The sequence below is a fragment of the Candidatus Pelagibacter sp. HIMB1495 genome (assembly GCF_052047955.1).
Lineage (GTDB): Bacteria > Pseudomonadota > Alphaproteobacteria > Pelagibacterales > Pelagibacteraceae > Pelagibacter.
Window position 1 is genome coordinate 1,355,987 of the sequence record NZ_JBNAIQ010000001.1, and the last position, 16,720, is coordinate 1,372,706.

At 31.2% G+C, this 16,720-nt stretch carries 14 protein-coding genes; all 14 read right to left on the reverse strand.

Annotated features, from left to right (window positions below; translation table 11 throughout):
• Positions 1-6: 6 nt before the first annotated feature.
• Positions 7-1,131, reverse strand: a complete 1,125-nt coding sequence (rodA, locus tag ACTTAW_RS07310) for a rod shape-determining protein RodA (RefSeq protein WP_440651793.1) — start codon at positions 1,129-1,131, stop codon at positions 7-9.
• The gene (mrdA, locus tag ACTTAW_RS07315; RefSeq protein ID WP_440651795.1) at positions 1,131-3,035 is read right to left on the reverse strand and encodes a penicillin-binding protein 2; all 1,905 of its coding nucleotides are present in this window, start codon (positions 3,033-3,035) and stop codon (positions 1,131-1,133) included. The genes rodA and mrdA overlap by 1 nt, the downstream gene beginning before the upstream one ends.
• Positions 3,028-3,546 carry a rod shape-determining protein MreD gene (gene mreD, locus ACTTAW_RS07320; RefSeq protein ID WP_440651797.1) on the reverse strand — a complete coding sequence of 173 codons (519 nt, stop codon included), beginning with the start codon at positions 3,544-3,546 and terminating at the stop codon, positions 3,028-3,030. Before mreD ends, mrdA begins: the two co-directional genes overlap by 8 nt.
• Complete coding sequence (gene mreC, locus ACTTAW_RS07325) at positions 3,546-4,391, reverse strand: rod shape-determining protein MreC (protein WP_440651799.1); 846 nt, start codon at positions 4,389-4,391, stop codon at positions 3,546-3,548. Before mreC ends, mreD begins: the two co-directional genes overlap by 1 nt.
• A 3-nt stretch (positions 4,392-4,394) precedes the next feature.
• Positions 4,395-5,429, reverse strand: a complete 1,035-nt coding sequence (locus ACTTAW_RS07330; RefSeq protein WP_440634269.1) for a rod shape-determining protein — start codon at positions 5,427-5,429, stop codon at positions 4,395-4,397.
• Complete coding sequence (locus ACTTAW_RS07335) at positions 5,429-7,000, reverse strand: 2-isopropylmalate synthase (RefSeq protein ID WP_440651801.1); 1,572 nt, start codon at positions 6,998-7,000, stop codon at positions 5,429-5,431. The genes ACTTAW_RS07330 and ACTTAW_RS07335 overlap by 1 nt, the downstream gene beginning before the upstream one ends.
• A gap of 103 nt (positions 7,001-7,103) precedes the next feature.
• Positions 7,104-8,783 carry a dipeptide ABC transporter ATP-binding protein gene (locus ACTTAW_RS07340; RefSeq protein ID WP_440651803.1) on the reverse strand — a complete coding sequence of 560 codons (1,680 nt, stop codon included), beginning with the start codon at positions 8,781-8,783 and terminating at the stop codon, positions 7,104-7,106.
• Positions 8,780-9,694 (reverse strand): ABC transporter permease, encoded by a 915-nt coding sequence (locus tag ACTTAW_RS07345; RefSeq protein ID WP_440651920.1) that lies wholly within the window; start codon positions 9,692-9,694, stop codon positions 8,780-8,782. Before ACTTAW_RS07345 ends, ACTTAW_RS07340 begins: the two co-directional genes overlap by 4 nt.
• Positions 9,695-9,704: 10 nt before the next feature.
• Positions 9,705-10,688 carry an ABC transporter permease gene (locus ACTTAW_RS07350; RefSeq protein WP_440651805.1) on the reverse strand — a complete coding sequence of 328 codons (984 nt, stop codon included), beginning with the start codon at positions 10,686-10,688 and terminating at the stop codon, positions 9,705-9,707.
• 62 nt (positions 10,689-10,750) lie between these two features.
• Positions 10,751-12,316, reverse strand: coding sequence for an ABC transporter substrate-binding protein (locus ACTTAW_RS07355; protein ID WP_440651807.1), 1,566 nt, complete (start codon positions 12,314-12,316; stop codon positions 10,751-10,753).
• Positions 12,317-12,397: 81 nt separating this feature from the next.
• Positions 12,398-13,420 (reverse strand): ketol-acid reductoisomerase, encoded by a 1,023-nt coding sequence (gene ilvC, locus ACTTAW_RS07360; RefSeq protein ID WP_440651809.1) that lies wholly within the window; start codon positions 13,418-13,420, stop codon positions 12,398-12,400.
• Between the two features lie 17 nt (positions 13,421-13,437).
• On the reverse strand, positions 13,438-13,986 hold the full coding sequence (gene ilvN, locus ACTTAW_RS07365) for an acetolactate synthase small subunit (protein WP_440651811.1): 549 nt from the start codon (positions 13,984-13,986) through the stop codon (positions 13,438-13,440).
• A 5-nt stretch (positions 13,987-13,991) separates the two neighbouring features.
• Complete coding sequence (locus ACTTAW_RS07370) at positions 13,992-15,758, reverse strand: acetolactate synthase 3 large subunit (protein ID WP_440651813.1); 1,767 nt, start codon at positions 15,756-15,758, stop codon at positions 13,992-13,994.
• Between the two features lie 52 nt (positions 15,759-15,810).
• Positions 15,811-16,719, reverse strand: a complete 909-nt coding sequence (gene miaA, locus ACTTAW_RS07375) for a tRNA (adenosine(37)-N6)-dimethylallyltransferase MiaA (RefSeq protein WP_440651815.1) — start codon at positions 16,717-16,719, stop codon at positions 15,811-15,813.
• Position 16,720: the final 1 nt, after the last annotated feature.

Sequence of the window (16,720 nt, forward strand, 5' to 3'; positions counted from 1 at the left end):
AATATTTTAAGCAATCATCTGTTTATGATTTATCTTGGCGCTAAGAACAATACCAAACCCGATCATAGTTGCTAACATAGAGGAACCTCCATAGGACATTATTGGTAATGGAGAACCCACAATTGGCAATAAACCCAAGACCATCGAAAGATTTACAACAATATAAATGAATATTGCAAAGGCAAATCCAAAACAGAATAACCTTGAAAAATTGCTTCTTGAGATAGCACCTATTCTCAAAATTCTGATAATGATAATTGAATACAAAACCAATAATCCTACTGATCCTATAAATCCAAACTCTTCAGAAAATAAAGTGAATATAAAATCAGTATGTTTTTCAGGTAAAAAATCCAAATAGCTTTGTGTGCCTTTTAAAAAACCTTTGCCCTCTAAGCCACCAGAACCTATTGCTATTTTTGACTGAATTATTTGATAACCAGCGCCCAATGGATCTCTATCAGGGTCTAAAAAAGTCAATATTCTCAATTTTTGATAAGGCTTTAAGAAAGAAATTACAAAAGGTAGTGATATTAAAAAAACTATAAAAGAATAAATAAAATATTTTATCTTAACGCCTCCCAACCATAAAACAATTAGTCCACTTGATGCAATGAGAATTGAAGTTCCTAAATCTGGTTGTGAGAGCACCATAATAATTGGTATTAAAATAATAGTTATTACTGTCATGATACTTGTAACTGAGTTTACATTTTCAATTTTAACCCTGTGATAATATTTTGCTAAGCAAAGTATAATTGCTATTTTCATTAACTCGGATGGCTGTAAATTAAAAAAATATAAATCCATCCATCTTCTTGAGCCTGATGATTTTATTCCAAAAAAAGAAACATAAATTAGTAAAAGAATTACAGATATATAAAACAAGTATGAAAAGTTGTGCCACCATCTAATATTAAAAAACGCAATTAAAATCATTAAAGGGAAAAAGACTACCATTTTACTAAAATGACTTTTTGTATGAAATAGAATTTCTCCTCCATCTGTTGAATACATCACAAATAAACTTAATATTGAAAGTAAAAATATACTTATCAGTAAAATATAATCTAACTCTTTAACCTTTTGCCAAAAAGTAAGTTCGTTATTTAATCTATCGTGTTGAAACATCAAATTTCTATTTCCTCAAAATTTTTTTGTTTATTTCTTAAATCGTTTCTATCAATTATTAATTTGAACAATTCTTTTGCAATTGGTGCTGCAGTTTTACTTCCTGAGCCACCATGCTCAACTATAATACTTAATGCGTATCTTGGATTAATACACGGACCATAAGCAACAAATAATGCGTGATCTCGGTCTTTATAAGGTATTTGCTCAATTTTAAGATCAAGTTCTCTTTCTCGCATGCTAATTCTCTTAACCTGCGCAGTTCCAGTTTTGCCAGCAAATTGATATTTTGGATCGTCTATTCTAGATTTGTATGATGTACCGTATAATTCATTAGTTGAACTAAACATGGCCTCTTGAACAATTTTTATATTTTTGGGATTCTCAAATAATTTTTTTTCTTCAGAAAATAAAGACTCTTCTTCAAATTTATTTTTAGCTTCTTCGAAAGAAACAGTATTATTATCAACTATTATTCTTGGTTTTATAGAGTAACCTCCATTAGCAATCTGAGCTGTCATAAGGCATAATTGAAGTGGAGTTGTTTGCGTATAACCTTGACCTATTCCAGTTATTAATGTTTCTCCAAGCACCCATCCTTTTCCAAGATTATTTTTTTTCCATTTAGTGTTTGGAAATAAACCTGATTTTTCAAGATCAAAATAATCTCCTAACACTTTTTTACCAAGTCCAAATTTTTCAGCTGTAACATTTAATCGATCTACTCCTAGTAATCTTGCAACTTCATAAAAATAAGTATCACATGATTGTTTCATTGCATTTTTTAAACTTACAAATCCATGGCCTTTTTCTTTCCAACAGTGAAAGGTCTGTCCATAGAGCTCCATCTTACCAGTGCATTTAACTTTAAAACTTGGACTAACAATTTTATTTTCTAAAGCAGATAAAGCTACAATTGGTTTTATTGTAGATCCTGGTGAATAAAGTCCAGCAAGTGTCTTGTTTACTAGTGGTTTTAATGGATTATTTCTAATTAATGACCAATCGTCATTACTTATTCCAAATAAAAATTTGTTTGGGTCGTAAGATGGAGAAGAGTACATTGCTATGATATCGCCAGTATAAATATCCATTACACTTATAGATCCAGCGCGATCATTTAAAAGTTTTCCACAAGCTTTCTGAACCTCCGTATCAACAGTTAATCTTACTCTTAAACCTTGTTTGCCTTTTTGATGTTCAAGTTGATTAATTCTTTTCCCATAAGCATTTACTTCATACCTTTGGATAGCATTTGTACCAATTAAGTAATTTTCTAGAGTTTTTTCTAGACCTAATTTTCCAATTTTCATGCCTGGAACAAATCTTTCTTGAACAGTTTCATTAGCTAAAATTTCTTCTTCATTAGGTTGACTGACATATCCTAGAATATGAGTATAAGTTTCGCTAAAAGGGTAATTTCTTGAAATGGTCATAACTGGTTTAACACCAACTAAGTCATATAAATAATTATTTATTTTTAAAAAATCACTCCAAGATAAGTTTTCAGAAACAATAATACTTTCCCAAGGTTTTAATTTATTTTTTGATTTTACAATTTTTTCTATTTTTTTATCACTCAGGTTAAGTAGAGTTTTTAATCGAGTTAACAAATAATTGAAGTTTTCAACTTGTTCTGGAATTATATGAAGTTGATATACTTTTAAATTTCCGGCTATAACATTGCCAAAGTAATCCACTATATCACCTCTTATTGGTGGCAACTTCCATTCTCTAATTCTATTTTTATCTGAAAGAGTAAGATATTTTTTATTTTCGTTAACTTGCAGAGAAAAAAGTCTAGCTATAATTCCTGTAAAAATAATTACTTTTGCAGCACCAATAATAAACATCCGTCTATTAATTACGTCTGTTTTTCTAATACTTGAATTACCGCTAATCATTCTGTTTATTTGAAATTTTGCTATTTAAAATGTTAAATAAAATAAAAAAAAATGGGTAAAATAGAAAAGTAAAACCAGAGTTTATTAAGTAGTCCATATAATCAACCTGATATAAAAATACTAAGTCTAAAATTATTACTTGAATTGAATTGATAAGCAAAACAGCAATAATAAATGAAAGCCAATCATTTATAAATTTTGGACTTAGTGTAATTTGTCTAATATATGAGGTAATGGCACAGATTAGTAAGTAACAAAAACTGCTTATTCCAATTGGAATACCAATTACTACATCGTTAATAATTCCTGCTAAGAAAATTGAGAAATATCCTAGGTAATCTGGATTTCTTAAAGTCCAAAAAAAGATTAAAATGAAAATGAAATTGAATGAAAAATAATCTAACTTTAAATAATTAAAATCAAATTCATTAAACACTGAAAAAAACAAAAGAATAATCGGCAAATAAGAGAGGAATGATCTAAAAAATGTACTTTTATTCAATGAAGCCATTATTGACCCTTCCCTATTTTAAATTCTACAATCTTTACAAAACTTAATTGTCCAAAATCAGAAAAAAAACTTAGTTGATCGGAACTATTTGTTATTTTACCAACTGGAATACCTGGTTTAAAAATACCAGCAAGACCAGAGGTATATACAACAGCCTCATTTTCAATCTGATTTTCTTTGTACTCATCTTTGGTATATTCGATTACTCCATGATCCTTACCAGTTCCAGAGGCTACAGCTTGTAGAAATGGGGGCTGAATTACTACTGGTATTTTGCTATTTAAATCTGACAGAAGTAGAGCTCTTGAATTTGAATAATTTACCTCAATAATCTGACCGACCAAATAATTTCGATCCATTACTGCCATTCCCATTTTTACATTGTCTTTAGTTCCTCTATTCAAAACTATTGATTTTAAATATGGACTTTCTCTATCAATTAAAACTCTTGCAAATATATCTTCTGAATTTATGCTTTCATCAATCAACTCTCTAAGTCTTTTATTTTCAGCAGTTAAAATAGTATTTAATACTTTAATCTCATCTGTATTTTCTATTTTAATTAATTGGTTTTGATGATTTTTATAAAAATCAAGGTGTGATTTAATTTTAGATATTACCTCTTCAATTTTATTTTCTGGTACAGACACAACATAAGAAGATCTATATATTACTTCGTTAATTCCTAACTTAACAAGTTGAATTGGTTTAAAATTAAAATTGCTTAAAATTATTATAACAACAGATAAAATAATTAAGCTTATAAGCGAAAACTTTTGTTGATCTTTCTTTTTTAAAAAAACAGATCTTAAGGCAATTACAAAGTCATCTCTGCCTTTTACCATCTTTTAATATTCAGATAACATAGTAGAAAAAGTTTCTTCTTGATCCAAAGCTTTACCAGTTCCAACTGCAACACAAGACAATGGATCATCAGCAACATGCACTGGTAAACCTGTTTCTTTTGAGAATCTTTTGTCAATATTTTTTAATAAAGCTCCACCACCTGTTAAAGTAAGACCCATATCTACTAAGTCAGCAGATAATTCTGGAGGAGTATTTTCCAAAGCATCTTTGATTGCATTAACCATTTCTTTCAAAATATCATTAAGTGCTTCAGCAGTATCTTCTTCGGTAATGTTTACTTCTTTTGGAGTACCTGATCTTAAATCTCTACCTTTTACAGGATAAGTATTAGTTCCTGTTGGAATAGCTGTACCCATTTCTTTCTTAATTTTTTCAGCAGTAGTGTCTCCAATCAGTAAATTGTATTCTTTTCTCATGTAATTTACTATTGCTGTATCCATAGCATCACCAGCAACCCTTAGGGATTTAGAATAAACCAGTCCACCTAATGACATGACTGCTATCTCACTGGTACCACCACCTATATCAACAATCATCGATCCTGTGGCTTCAGAAATTGGAAGTCCGGCTCCAATAGCTGCAGCGATTGGTTCTTCAATTAATTGAACTCTTCTTGCTCCCGCAGCTAATGCGCTGTCTTGAATTGCTTTTCTTTCAACTGGTGTTGAACCAGTTGGTACACATATTAAAATTCTAGGATTAGCAAAAGTACTTCCTTTATGAACTTTTTTTATAAAGTGTTTGATCATCTCCTCTGTAACTATAAAGTCTGCTATAACACCATCTCTTAAAGGTCTGATAGCACTAATATTCCCAGGTGTTCTTCCAAGCATTGTTTTGGCTTCATCTCCAACAGCTAAAACATTTTTCTTTCCACCTTGATCAACAATTGCAACGACAGATGGTTCGTTAAGAACAACACCTTTTCCTTTTAATACCACTAGTGTATTTGCTGTTCCAAGATCAATTGCCATATCTTGGCTCCATACTTTTTTAACGCTATCGAATAACCCCATTATATTCCCCTTACCTTTTGACTTTCTTGCTCCATTGGAGCTGTTTTATCTCGTTTAATTATCATTTTATTTAAAGCATTTATGTAGGCATTTGCAGAAGCAACTAAAGTATCAGTATCTGCCGCTTGACCCACGGTAGTTTTTCCATTTTCCTCAATTTTTACACTTACGGTTGCTTGAGCATCAGTACCTTCGGTTACAGCATGCACTTGATAAAGCTGTAAATTTACATCATGAGGATAAAGAGTTTTTATACATTTAAATATTGCATCAACTGGTCCATCCCCAGTTTCTGAAGCTTGTTTTACATCTCCGTAAACATCTAAAGTCATCTCTGCTTTTTGAGGTTCTCCTGTACCAGCAAATACTTTTAATGATTTCAAGTTAATTGCACTAACTTTATTATCAACAATTAAACTATCATCAACTAATGCAATAATATCCTCATCATAAACATGTTTTTTCTTGTCTGCTAAAACCTTAAACTTTGCAAATGCATTTCCTACTACATCATCTGTTAAATCTGGATAACCCAAACTGTTTAATTTATCTTTAAAAGCATGACGTCCAGAATGTTTGCCCATTACTAATGAGGTTTGTTTAACTCCAACACTCTCTGGAGTCATAATTTCATAAGTCTGTCTATTTTTTAACATTCCATCTTGATGAATGCCTGCCTCATGTGCGAATGCATTTTTTCCAACAATTGCTTTATTATATTGGACTGGAAATCCAGTAGCATTTGAAACTATCTTTGATGCCTTGCTTAATAAAGTTGTGTTAATTCCAGTATCGTAAGGCATTAAGTCTGGTCTTGTCTTAATTGCCATTACAACTTCTTCTAATGCAGCATTACCTGCTCTCTCACCTAAACCATTTATAGTACATTCAATTTGTCTTGCTCCTGCTTGAACGCCAGCTAAAGAATTAGCTACCGCTAAACCTAAATCATTATGACAATGAGTAGATAAAATTGCTTTATCAATGTTAGGAACTTTATTTAAAAGCGTTTCAATGATTGTTGTGAACTCAGAAGGTATTGTATAACCAACAGTATCAGGAATATTAATTGTTGTTGCTCCATTTTTAATTGCAAGCTCAACTGTTTTACACATATAATCCATATCAGTTCTTGTCCCATCTTCACATGACCACTCAACATCATCAGTAAATTTTCTTGCATAAGAAACGTGTTTTCCAATTGACTCATAAACATCTTCAGGTGACATATTTAATTTATGCTTCATATGTAATGGACTTGTAGAAATAAAAGTATGTATTCTAAATCTAGGAGCATGCTTTAGTGCTTCATATGCTCTATCAATATCTTTTACTGAATGTCTAGACAATCCTGCTGGTATAGAATTTTTTAAAATCTTACTAACTTCAGAAACTGACTCAAAATCTCCTGGTGATGCTATAGGAAAACCCGCTTCGATAATATCAATTCCCAGTTCATCAAATACTCGAGCAATCTGAATTTTTTCTTCCAAACTCATTGATGCGCCAGGTGATTGCTCACCATCACGCATAGTTGTATCAAATATAAAGACTCTATCTTTGTCGCTCATAATAAAAATTTTTGGAAAATCTATAATACAATCTATAAGAGAGATTGCAAAATAATTAGTATAAATAGCTAAATTTTTTCGTGTATTTTAGGTGATACAAAAATTAATTATAAATAGACTCAATTTTAGGCATCAAGTGTAAAAGTTCCATTGTGTATTCATGGCTAGGGTTCAAAAATAAATCTTCAGTATTTGAAACTTCACATAACTTGCCATCTTTTAGAACTCCAATTCTATCACACATTTGTCTTACAACCGGTAAGTCATGGCTAATAAATAAAATTGTTAAATTTAATTGCTCTTGAAGATCTTTTAACAAATTTAATATTTGCGCTTGAATACTAACGTCTAGTGCAGATGTGGGTTCATCACAAACTAAGAGCCTTGGCTGTGTTGCTAAAGCTCTTGCAATAGAAATTCTTTGTCTTTGACCGCCAGAAAATTCATGTGGATATCTATTTGCTGATTTTTGAGTCATTTCAACTGAGTCCAATAAGTCATTTATATAATTATTTAGATCTGAGTTAGAAATAGAAGGATTGTGAAGTGTAATAGGCTCAGCAATTATATCTTTTACTTTCAATCTACCATTTAATGATGAATAGGGATCTTGAAATATCATTTGTATTTGTTTCCTAAATTTCATTAATTCTGATCTATTTTTTATTTTTGTAATGCAAGTTTTATCAAAAAATATATCTCCTGAAGAAGGTTTAAATAAATTCACAATCATTTTTGCAATAGTAGATTTTCCGCTTCCACTTTCGCCTACTAGTCCAAATGATTCACCTTCTTTTATTTCAAATGAAACATTATTTACAGCTAATACAGAATTTTTAGAATTTTCTGTAAAAAAATTATCATCAAAACTTTTATTGAGATTTTTTACTTGTACTAAATCTTGATTGATAATTTGTTTTTTAGTCCATCTATTCAATATTTTGATATTATTTTGTTTATTTTTATTTTCTTTTTCTACTATTACAAATCTAGAAATTTTCTTATTCGTAGGTGGAACCGAACTCACAAGACTCTTGGTATAACTTTGTTGAGGAGTTGTTAAAATTTTTTTTGTCTCGCCAATTTCGACTAAATCTCCGCTTTTCATCACAGCTACACGATTAGCTGTTTCTGCTATTACACCCATATCATGAGTGATTAAAATCACAGCTAAATTTCTTTCTTTTGTTAGTTTTTTAATTAAATCTAAAATCTGTGATTGAATGGAAACATCTAGAGCAGTAGTAGGTTCATCGGCAATTAATAATTCCGGTTCACAACATAAGGCCAAAGAAATAACCACTCTTTGTCTCATTCCTCCTGAAAACTGATGAGGATAATCGTTAAATCTTTTTTCAGCATCCTTAATTCCAACTTCCTTTAATAAATTAATAGATTTATTTTTTGCTTCCTCTTTGTTTAAATTTAGATGAGTTTGTATAGTTTCAATTAATTGATCACCAACTGTTAATATTGGATTTAAAGATGTTTGTGGGTCTTGAAATATTAATCCAATTTTATTTCCTCGATATTTAATTATACTCTCTGAATTTTCATGAATATTTAAGTTTCCCAAAATTACTGAGCCGCTCGATACTTTTCCTGGCTCATCAATTAAATTAATTATAGCGTTTCCAACAGTACTTTTTCCAGAACCAGACTCTCCAACTAATCCTAAAATTTCACCTTTATTTACCTCAATATTAACGTTTTTGGCTGCGTAAACAGTCTCTTTACGCATTTTATAATCAACACTTAAATTATTTATTTTTAAAAAACTCATTTTTTTAATTTTGGATTTAAAGTGTCCCTCATCCAATCTCCTAATAAATTAATTGAAAAAGCTAAAATTACCAAAAAAATTGCTGGGAAAAATGTAATCCACCATTCTCCTGAAAATAAAAAATCATTACCTAATCTTATTAAGGTTCCTAAAGAAGGAGTTGTTGGAGGAACCCCAACACCTAAAAAACTTAAAGTCGACTCTGCCAAGATAGCAAGGGCTAAACCAATTGTTCCAATGACCATAACAGGTCTCATGATGTTTGGAAGAATATGTTTAAACATTATCACAATGTTTGAAATACCAATAATTGTTGATGCAGATACGTAGTCTTTATTTTTTTCAACTAAAGTTGCTGCTCTTGATACTCTAGCAAATTGTGGCCATTCAGAAATCCCAATAGCAAAAATCAAAACATAGATCGCCATTTCATCATGCATTTCTCTTGAAATTAATCCTCTTGCAATTCCATCAACCAAGAGTGCCATCAATATACTTGGTACAGTTAACTGAACATCTGTTAGCCTCATTACTACCATTTCATATTTGCCACCAAAATATCCAGCTGTTAATCCTAAACCAACACCAAGAACTAGACTAAATATAATTGCAGCAAAACCAACAATAAGAGATATTCTACATCCATATAATATGGTTGATAACATATCTCTTCCTTGACCATCTGTTCCTAAAATAAATTGTGCCAAACCATCTTCTGTCCAAGAAGGGGGTGTAAATGCATCCATTAAGGATAAAGATGATGGATCAAAAGGTGTATATGGTGTTAAAAATTCAATAAAAAAAGAACAGAAGAAAATTATGAATAAAATAGCCGAAGATATAATTGCTGTCGGAGATTTAATAAAGCTGTGATAAATGTCACTATCCTTAATTCTTTCCCATCTTGTCATATTTAAATTATTATCCACTTGCAGTGTCTCCCTTAATTCTGATTCTCGGATCAATGAAATAATAAAGAATATCTACAATAAAATTTATCATCACAAAAACAAATGCGATAAAAACTAAATATGCTGACATGATTGGTATATCTACAAACTGAACAGCTTGGATGAATAAAAAACCCATACCAGGCCATTGAAAAACAGTTTCTGTTATAATTGAAAACGCAATTAAGGTTCCAATGTTAATTCCAGCAATTGTTATTACAGGTATCAAGCCATTTTTTAATGCATGTTTGTATTTAATGCTTTTCTCACTTATTCCACGAGCTCGAGCGAATTTTATATAATCAGTTTGTAAAATTTCCATCATCTCGGCTCTTACTAACCTGATAATATAAGTCATTTGAAAAAGGCTTAACGTAACTGAAGGAAGTATTATTGCTTTAAGACCTGAAACTGTCAAAAAACCTGTTGTCCAAAATCCTAAATCAACCACTTCTCCTCTTCCAAATGAAGGTAACACTCCCAAAATTACAGCAAATAAATATATAAATAATATACCTATTACAAATGTGGGGAGTGACACTCCAAGTAAAGATACTGCCAAGATAAAGTCACTCAAGAAACCTTTCCTGTGAATACCTGTATAAACACCTAATAAAGTTCCAGTTATCAATGCTATTAGAGCCGAAATTACTACAAGTTCAATTGTAGCAGGCAATCTTTCGGTGATTAGTTCAGATACTGGTCTTCTTAATTGATAAGATATACCAAATTCGCCCTTAGATGCATTAACCACAAACCTAGAGAATTGAATATGGATTGGATCCATTAATCCTAGAGTTTCCCTTAATTCAGCTCTTTCTTCATCAGAAGTTTCCTCCCCAACCATATTGTTTATTGGGTCTCCAACAAAATTAAAAAGAGAGAAAGAAACAAAGGCAACTACAAGCATCACCAAAGCTGATTGGAATAGTCTTTTAAAGAAATATTTTATCAAGTTAAGAGGATTTAATGTTCACAAGCCCTTTAAATAACTAAAGGGCTTGTAATAATTTTTAATTATTTAGAACCGTAAACTGCAGTTTTAAATAATGGCTCATTGTTAGGTCTTATAGGAACACTAACATTGTTTTTAGAAGCCCAAGAAATTACTTGGTGGTGTAAAGGTAGATAAGAAATATCATCTTTTACAATTTTCCAAGCTTTTGCAATTGCAGCATTTCTTTTTTCTAAATCTACTTCACCTTCCATTACTCTAATTGCAGCATCTACTTCAGCGTTACTAAAGTTAACTCTATTCCAACTAGCACCTGTTTCATATAAGTAATGAAAAACGTAGTGACTATCTAAAGTTGGAACACCCCAACCTAGCATGTAGAAATCACCTTGATTATCTTTTAGCTCCTTGAAGTGTTTACTTTTTGTTTGAGCAAATAAATTAACTTTAACACCTACTTTACCCAACATTCCAACAACAGCTGTACAAATAGCTTCATCATTTACATACCTGTCGTTAGGACATCTTAACTCAACTTCAAATCCATTAGGATATCCAGCTTCAGCTAATAATTTTTTAGAAGCCTCTGGATCATAAGGTAATCTTTTATCAAGTTCAGCTGTATAACCATTTACACCTGGGAAAGTTATTATACCTGCAGGTTCACTTAAACCTCTCATAACTTTCTTCTTAATGGCTTCAATATCAATTGCTTGATAAAGTGCTTGTCTAACTTCTTTTTTCTTGAAAGGATTATCACCTGTATTTCCTGTTCTTAACTTATCTGCAGCTTGATCCATTCCTAAGAAAATTGTTCTCATTTGAGCGGTACTTTCAACTTTAGTATTTGGAGAAAAACCAATTCTTGCTAAATCTTGCACCGGTGCATCTGTTACTATATCAATCTCACCTGACAATAACGCTGCTACTCTTGTTGCAGCATTTTTAATAGGTAGTAATTCAATTGAAGAAAGACCTTTATCTTTCATCTCACCCCACCAGTATTTATTTTTCTTAAAAACTGTCTTAGTGTTAGGTTCTCTTTTAGTTATTCTAAAAGGTCCAGTACCCATAGCATTTACAGCAGAAAATGTTTCTTGCCCAGCGTCCCAATTTTGAGGTGATGTTGCAAAATTTTTCTCAGACCAAGCTTTGGACATTATAAAAATGTTTGACAATTGATTTAAAAGAATTGGATTTGGTTTACTTGTTGTAATTTTAACAGCATAATCTCCAACTGCTTCTACACCAGATATGGTGCTAATATATTCTTTAAAATCAGATGTTCTTTGTTTGGCTCTTAAGATACTAAAAACCACATCCTCGGATGTCATTCCTGAACCATCAGAAAATCTAGCGTCTTCTCTTAAAGTAAATATCCAAGTGTTTGGATCAGTTGTTTTCCATTTCGTAGCTAAAGCAGGTCCTATTTTCATATCCAAACCTCTTTCAACAAGTGCTTCATAAACTTGTCTAGATACTTGCGTAGTTGGACCCTCATTTTGTGCATGTGGATCTAGTGTTAAACTGTCTCCTTGCATAGACCATTTAATTGTTTGAGCTGATGCAGAAGAAAATCCAAATACTAAAACCAAAGACAATATTTTGATTATATTTTTAATATTCATTTTAACCCTCATGTTTTAAATTTATTTAAAAAGTATAAGTTAAATAATTAGATTATAGTAGTGATAATTTAGCAATGAAATTTAGCTTTTATCACTATCAACTAATTTTTTCTTACTAATCCAAGGCATCATAGCTCTAAGCTCTGCACCAACCTTTTCAACAGAATGCTCAGCTAATTTTGCTCTAGTTGCTAAGAAGTTTTTTTGACCAGTTTTACACTCATCCATCCACTCTTTAGTAAATTTACCTGATTGAATATCTGACAAAACTTCTTTCATTCTTTTCTTAGTTTCTTCCTTATTGATAATTCTTGGACCAGATTGATACTCACCATATTCAGCAGTATTTGAAATTGAATAATTCATATTTGCAATTCCACCTTCATAGATCAAATCAACAATTAATTTAACTTCATGAACTGTTTCGAAATATGCCATCTCTGGTTCATACCCAGCTTCAACTAAAGTTTCATATCCATTTTTAATTAGTTCAACTAAACCACCACATAAAACAGTTTGTTCACCAAATAAATCTGTTTCAACTTCGTCTTTGAAAGTAGTTTCAATAATACCTGATCTTCCTCCACCTACTGCTGAAGCATAGGAAAGAGCTAAATCTCTTGCTTTACCAGATCCATCCTGATGAACTGCAAACAAACATGGAACTCCACCACCTTTTTCATACTCACTTCTTACTAAATGACCAGGTCCTTTTGGGGCAACCATAAATACATCTAAATCTTTTCTTGCTTTAATTAAATCATAATGAACGTTTAAGCCGTGAGCAAAAGCGATACTTGTTCCTTCTCTAACTCTTTGTTCAATATGGTTTTTATAAATTTCAGCTTGTAATTCGTCTGGAGTTAATATCATAACAACATCTGCCCAAGCAGCTGCATCAGATAAATTCATCACTTTTAAACCTTTTGATTCAGCTTTAGCAACACTTGATGATCCTTCTCTTAAAGCAACAACTATCTCTTTAACTCCGCTATCTTTTAGATTAAGTGCATGAGCATGACCTTGGCTTCCATAACCAAAAATTGCAATTTTTTTATTTTTAATTAAATCTACATCTGCATCTTTTTCATAAAACATTTTCATAATTTATCTCCTATTAATTAGTTAAAAATTTTTGCACCTCTTGTCATTGCAACTGCCCCTGTTCTTGAAGTGCTTATAAGTCCCAAGGGTTTTAATTTTTTGCTCATTTTATCAATCTCTCTTCTAAGTGCTGTTATTTGAATAACTGCAGATGATTTTGTTTCATCCAATACTACTGGGTTAAATTTTTTACAAGCATTTAAACATTTTTCAATTTTATTTTTTTTTCCTACAATTTTGAATAAAGCCATCTCTTTAAAAATAACGTCTTTATCGTCTCTTTTGAATTCAGCAACTTTGTGTACAGGTACTAATTTGGTTAATTGTAGTCTAATCTGTTCAATTACCTGTGGTGTTCCAGTTGTTACAATTGTTATTCTTGATATGTTTTTGATAGCATCAATTTCTGCTACTGCCAAAGACTCAATATTGTAACCTCTTCCAGAAAATAGGCCGACTACTCTTGCAAGAACACCCGCCTCATTATCAACCCAAACCACAAAAATATAAGTATCTGATTTTTGTTTTATAGATGGAGAGCTATAAGCTGACTTAGATTTTGGCATTTTGATTATACTAAGGCTTTGCCTTTTCCTTTAATTTTATTCTCTTCTTGATCGTTCGGTCCAAGTATCATTTGATTATGAGGTTTGCCTGAAGGTATCATTGGAAAACAGTTTTCATTTGGATCGACATGACAATCAAAAATAACAGGACCATTATGATCTACCATTTCTTGAATTTTTTCATCTAGCTCTAATGGATTATCAGCCTTAATTCCTTTACAGCCATAAGCGTCAGCCATTTTCATAAAATCTGGTAATGCTTCTGAATAACTCTCAGAATAATTCTTTTCATGAAGCAGCTCTTGCCATTGTCTTACCATTCCCATGTACTGGTTGTTCAAAATAAATATTTTTATTGGTAAGTTATATTGAACAGCTGTAGACATCTCTTGCATTGTCATTAAAACTGAAGCTTCTCCTGCAATATCAATAACTAATTTTTCTGGATGAGCTACTTGAACTCCAACAGCTGCTGGTAATCCATAACCCATAGTTCCTAATCCACCTGAAGTCATCCATCTATTGGGTTTGTTAAATTTATAATGTTGAGCAGCCCACATTTGATGCTGACCTACTTCTGTTGTTACATAAGTATCTTTATTTTTTGTTAATTCATAAAGTCTTTGAACAGCATGCTGAGGTTTTATGCTATCTTCACTATTAATAAAATTTAAAGAATTTTTATTTCTCCATTTTTGAATTTGTTCCCACCATTTTGCAATATTAGGTTTATTTGATTTACCATTACCATTTTTCTTTTTAACAATTGTTTTATTTACTTTATCAATTACTTTCGTTACATCACCTACAATTGCAAGATCTACTTTAATAATTTTGTTAATTGATGATGGATCAATATCAATATGAACTTTTTTTGAATTAGGTGAGAACTCATCAATTTTTCCAGTGATACGATCATCAAATCTTGCACCAATGTTTATTAATAAATCACAGTCATGCATTGCATTGTTTGCTTCATATGTTCCATGCATTCCGAGCATTCCTAAAAACTGATTATCATCTCCAGGATAAGCACCTAGACCTTGCAAAGTTGAAGTAATTGGAAATCCTGTTAGTTCAACAAATTTTCTAAGAGCTTCACTTGCTTTTGGTCCTGAATTAATTACCCCTCCACCACTATAAATTATTGGCTTCTTTGCTTTATTAATTAAATTAATCAATTGGTCAATTTCGTCAGCTGAAAACTTATTGTGAGATTTGCCATTTAAACTTTTTTCTTTTTTTGGTTTTTTATATTTTGCTTTTGCAAATTGAATGTCTTTTGGAATATCAATTAACACTGGGCCAGGTCTTCCAGTTGTAGCAACTTTGAATGCTTCATGCATAACATCTGAAAGATCATTAATATCTTTTACTAACCAGTTATGCTTTGTACATGGTCTTGTTATTCCTGTTGTATCACATTCTTGAAATGCATCCGTACCAATTAGGTGTGTTGGAACTTGACCCGAAATACAAACCATTGGAACTGAATCCATATATGCATCTGTTAAAGCAGTAACAACATTGGTGGCACCAGGACCTGATGTAACTAGAACAACACCAGGTTTTCCAGATGATCTAGCATAACCTTCTGCTGCATGACCTGCACCTTGCTCATGTCTTACAAGAATATGTTTAATGGATGGATGATTTTTTAATTCATCATATATTGGAAGTACAGCACCACCAGGATAACCAAAAATATGGTTTACCTCTTGGTCCTCAAGACACTTAAATACGATTTCTGCTCCAGTTAATAATTTTGGCATTTCGCAATCTAGCTGAAGTTGTGCTGATTGGTCAAGGTTAAGTATAGAAAATTTAAATTTTTTTTAAAAATTTATTTATCTCAGATGGATTCAGTTTAAGCCAATCACTCATGTGTCCTCGGGCCCATGTGCTTTGTCTTTTGGCGTATTGTCTAGTTTTTATTGATATTTTTTCTTTGATTTCATCAATTTTTTTTTCTTTTGCTAAATATTCCTGAATTTCATTTATTCCAATTGCTTTGCGTGCAGTCATCTGATCATTAATTTTTAGTTTTAGAAATCTTTTAACCTCATTCACAGCGCCCATTCTAATCATTTTCCCAGTTCTTTGATGAATTCTTATAACTAAATCTTCACGAGGGTAATCGATATAAATTTTTAAAAAATCCTCGTCTAAATAATTTGATTTAGTATTTTTAAACCAATCATGAAGAGATTTTTTTGTAAATTTTTTAACTTCAAAAGCTCTAATTGATCTTTGAGTATCCGTTGGATTAATTTTATTTTTCGAAAGAGGATCTAGCTTTAATAATTGCTTATAAAATTTATTTTGGCCAATTTTTTTGTTTAGATTTCTAATTTGATTTCTAAACTTGACTGGAATGTTTGGAATTTGAACCAAACCATCAGTTAATGCTTTAAAATAAAGTCCAGTACCTCCAACAAGAATTGGAATTTTCTTTCTTTTTTTAACTTCAATTATTTTTTTATTTGCAATTTTAAGCCAATCACCAGTTGAAAAACTTTTCTTTGCATCTTGGAAACCATATAGATGATGTTTTATTGACTGATAATTTTTTGGGCTAGGTCTTGCTGACAAAATTTTAAGTTGCTTATAAACTTGCATACTATCTGCATTAATAATTTCTCCTTTAATTTTTTTTGCAAGTTTAATTGCAAAACTTGATTTTCCAGATGCTGTAGGTCCTGAAATTAAAATTATCTTGGATTTTAAATCCATT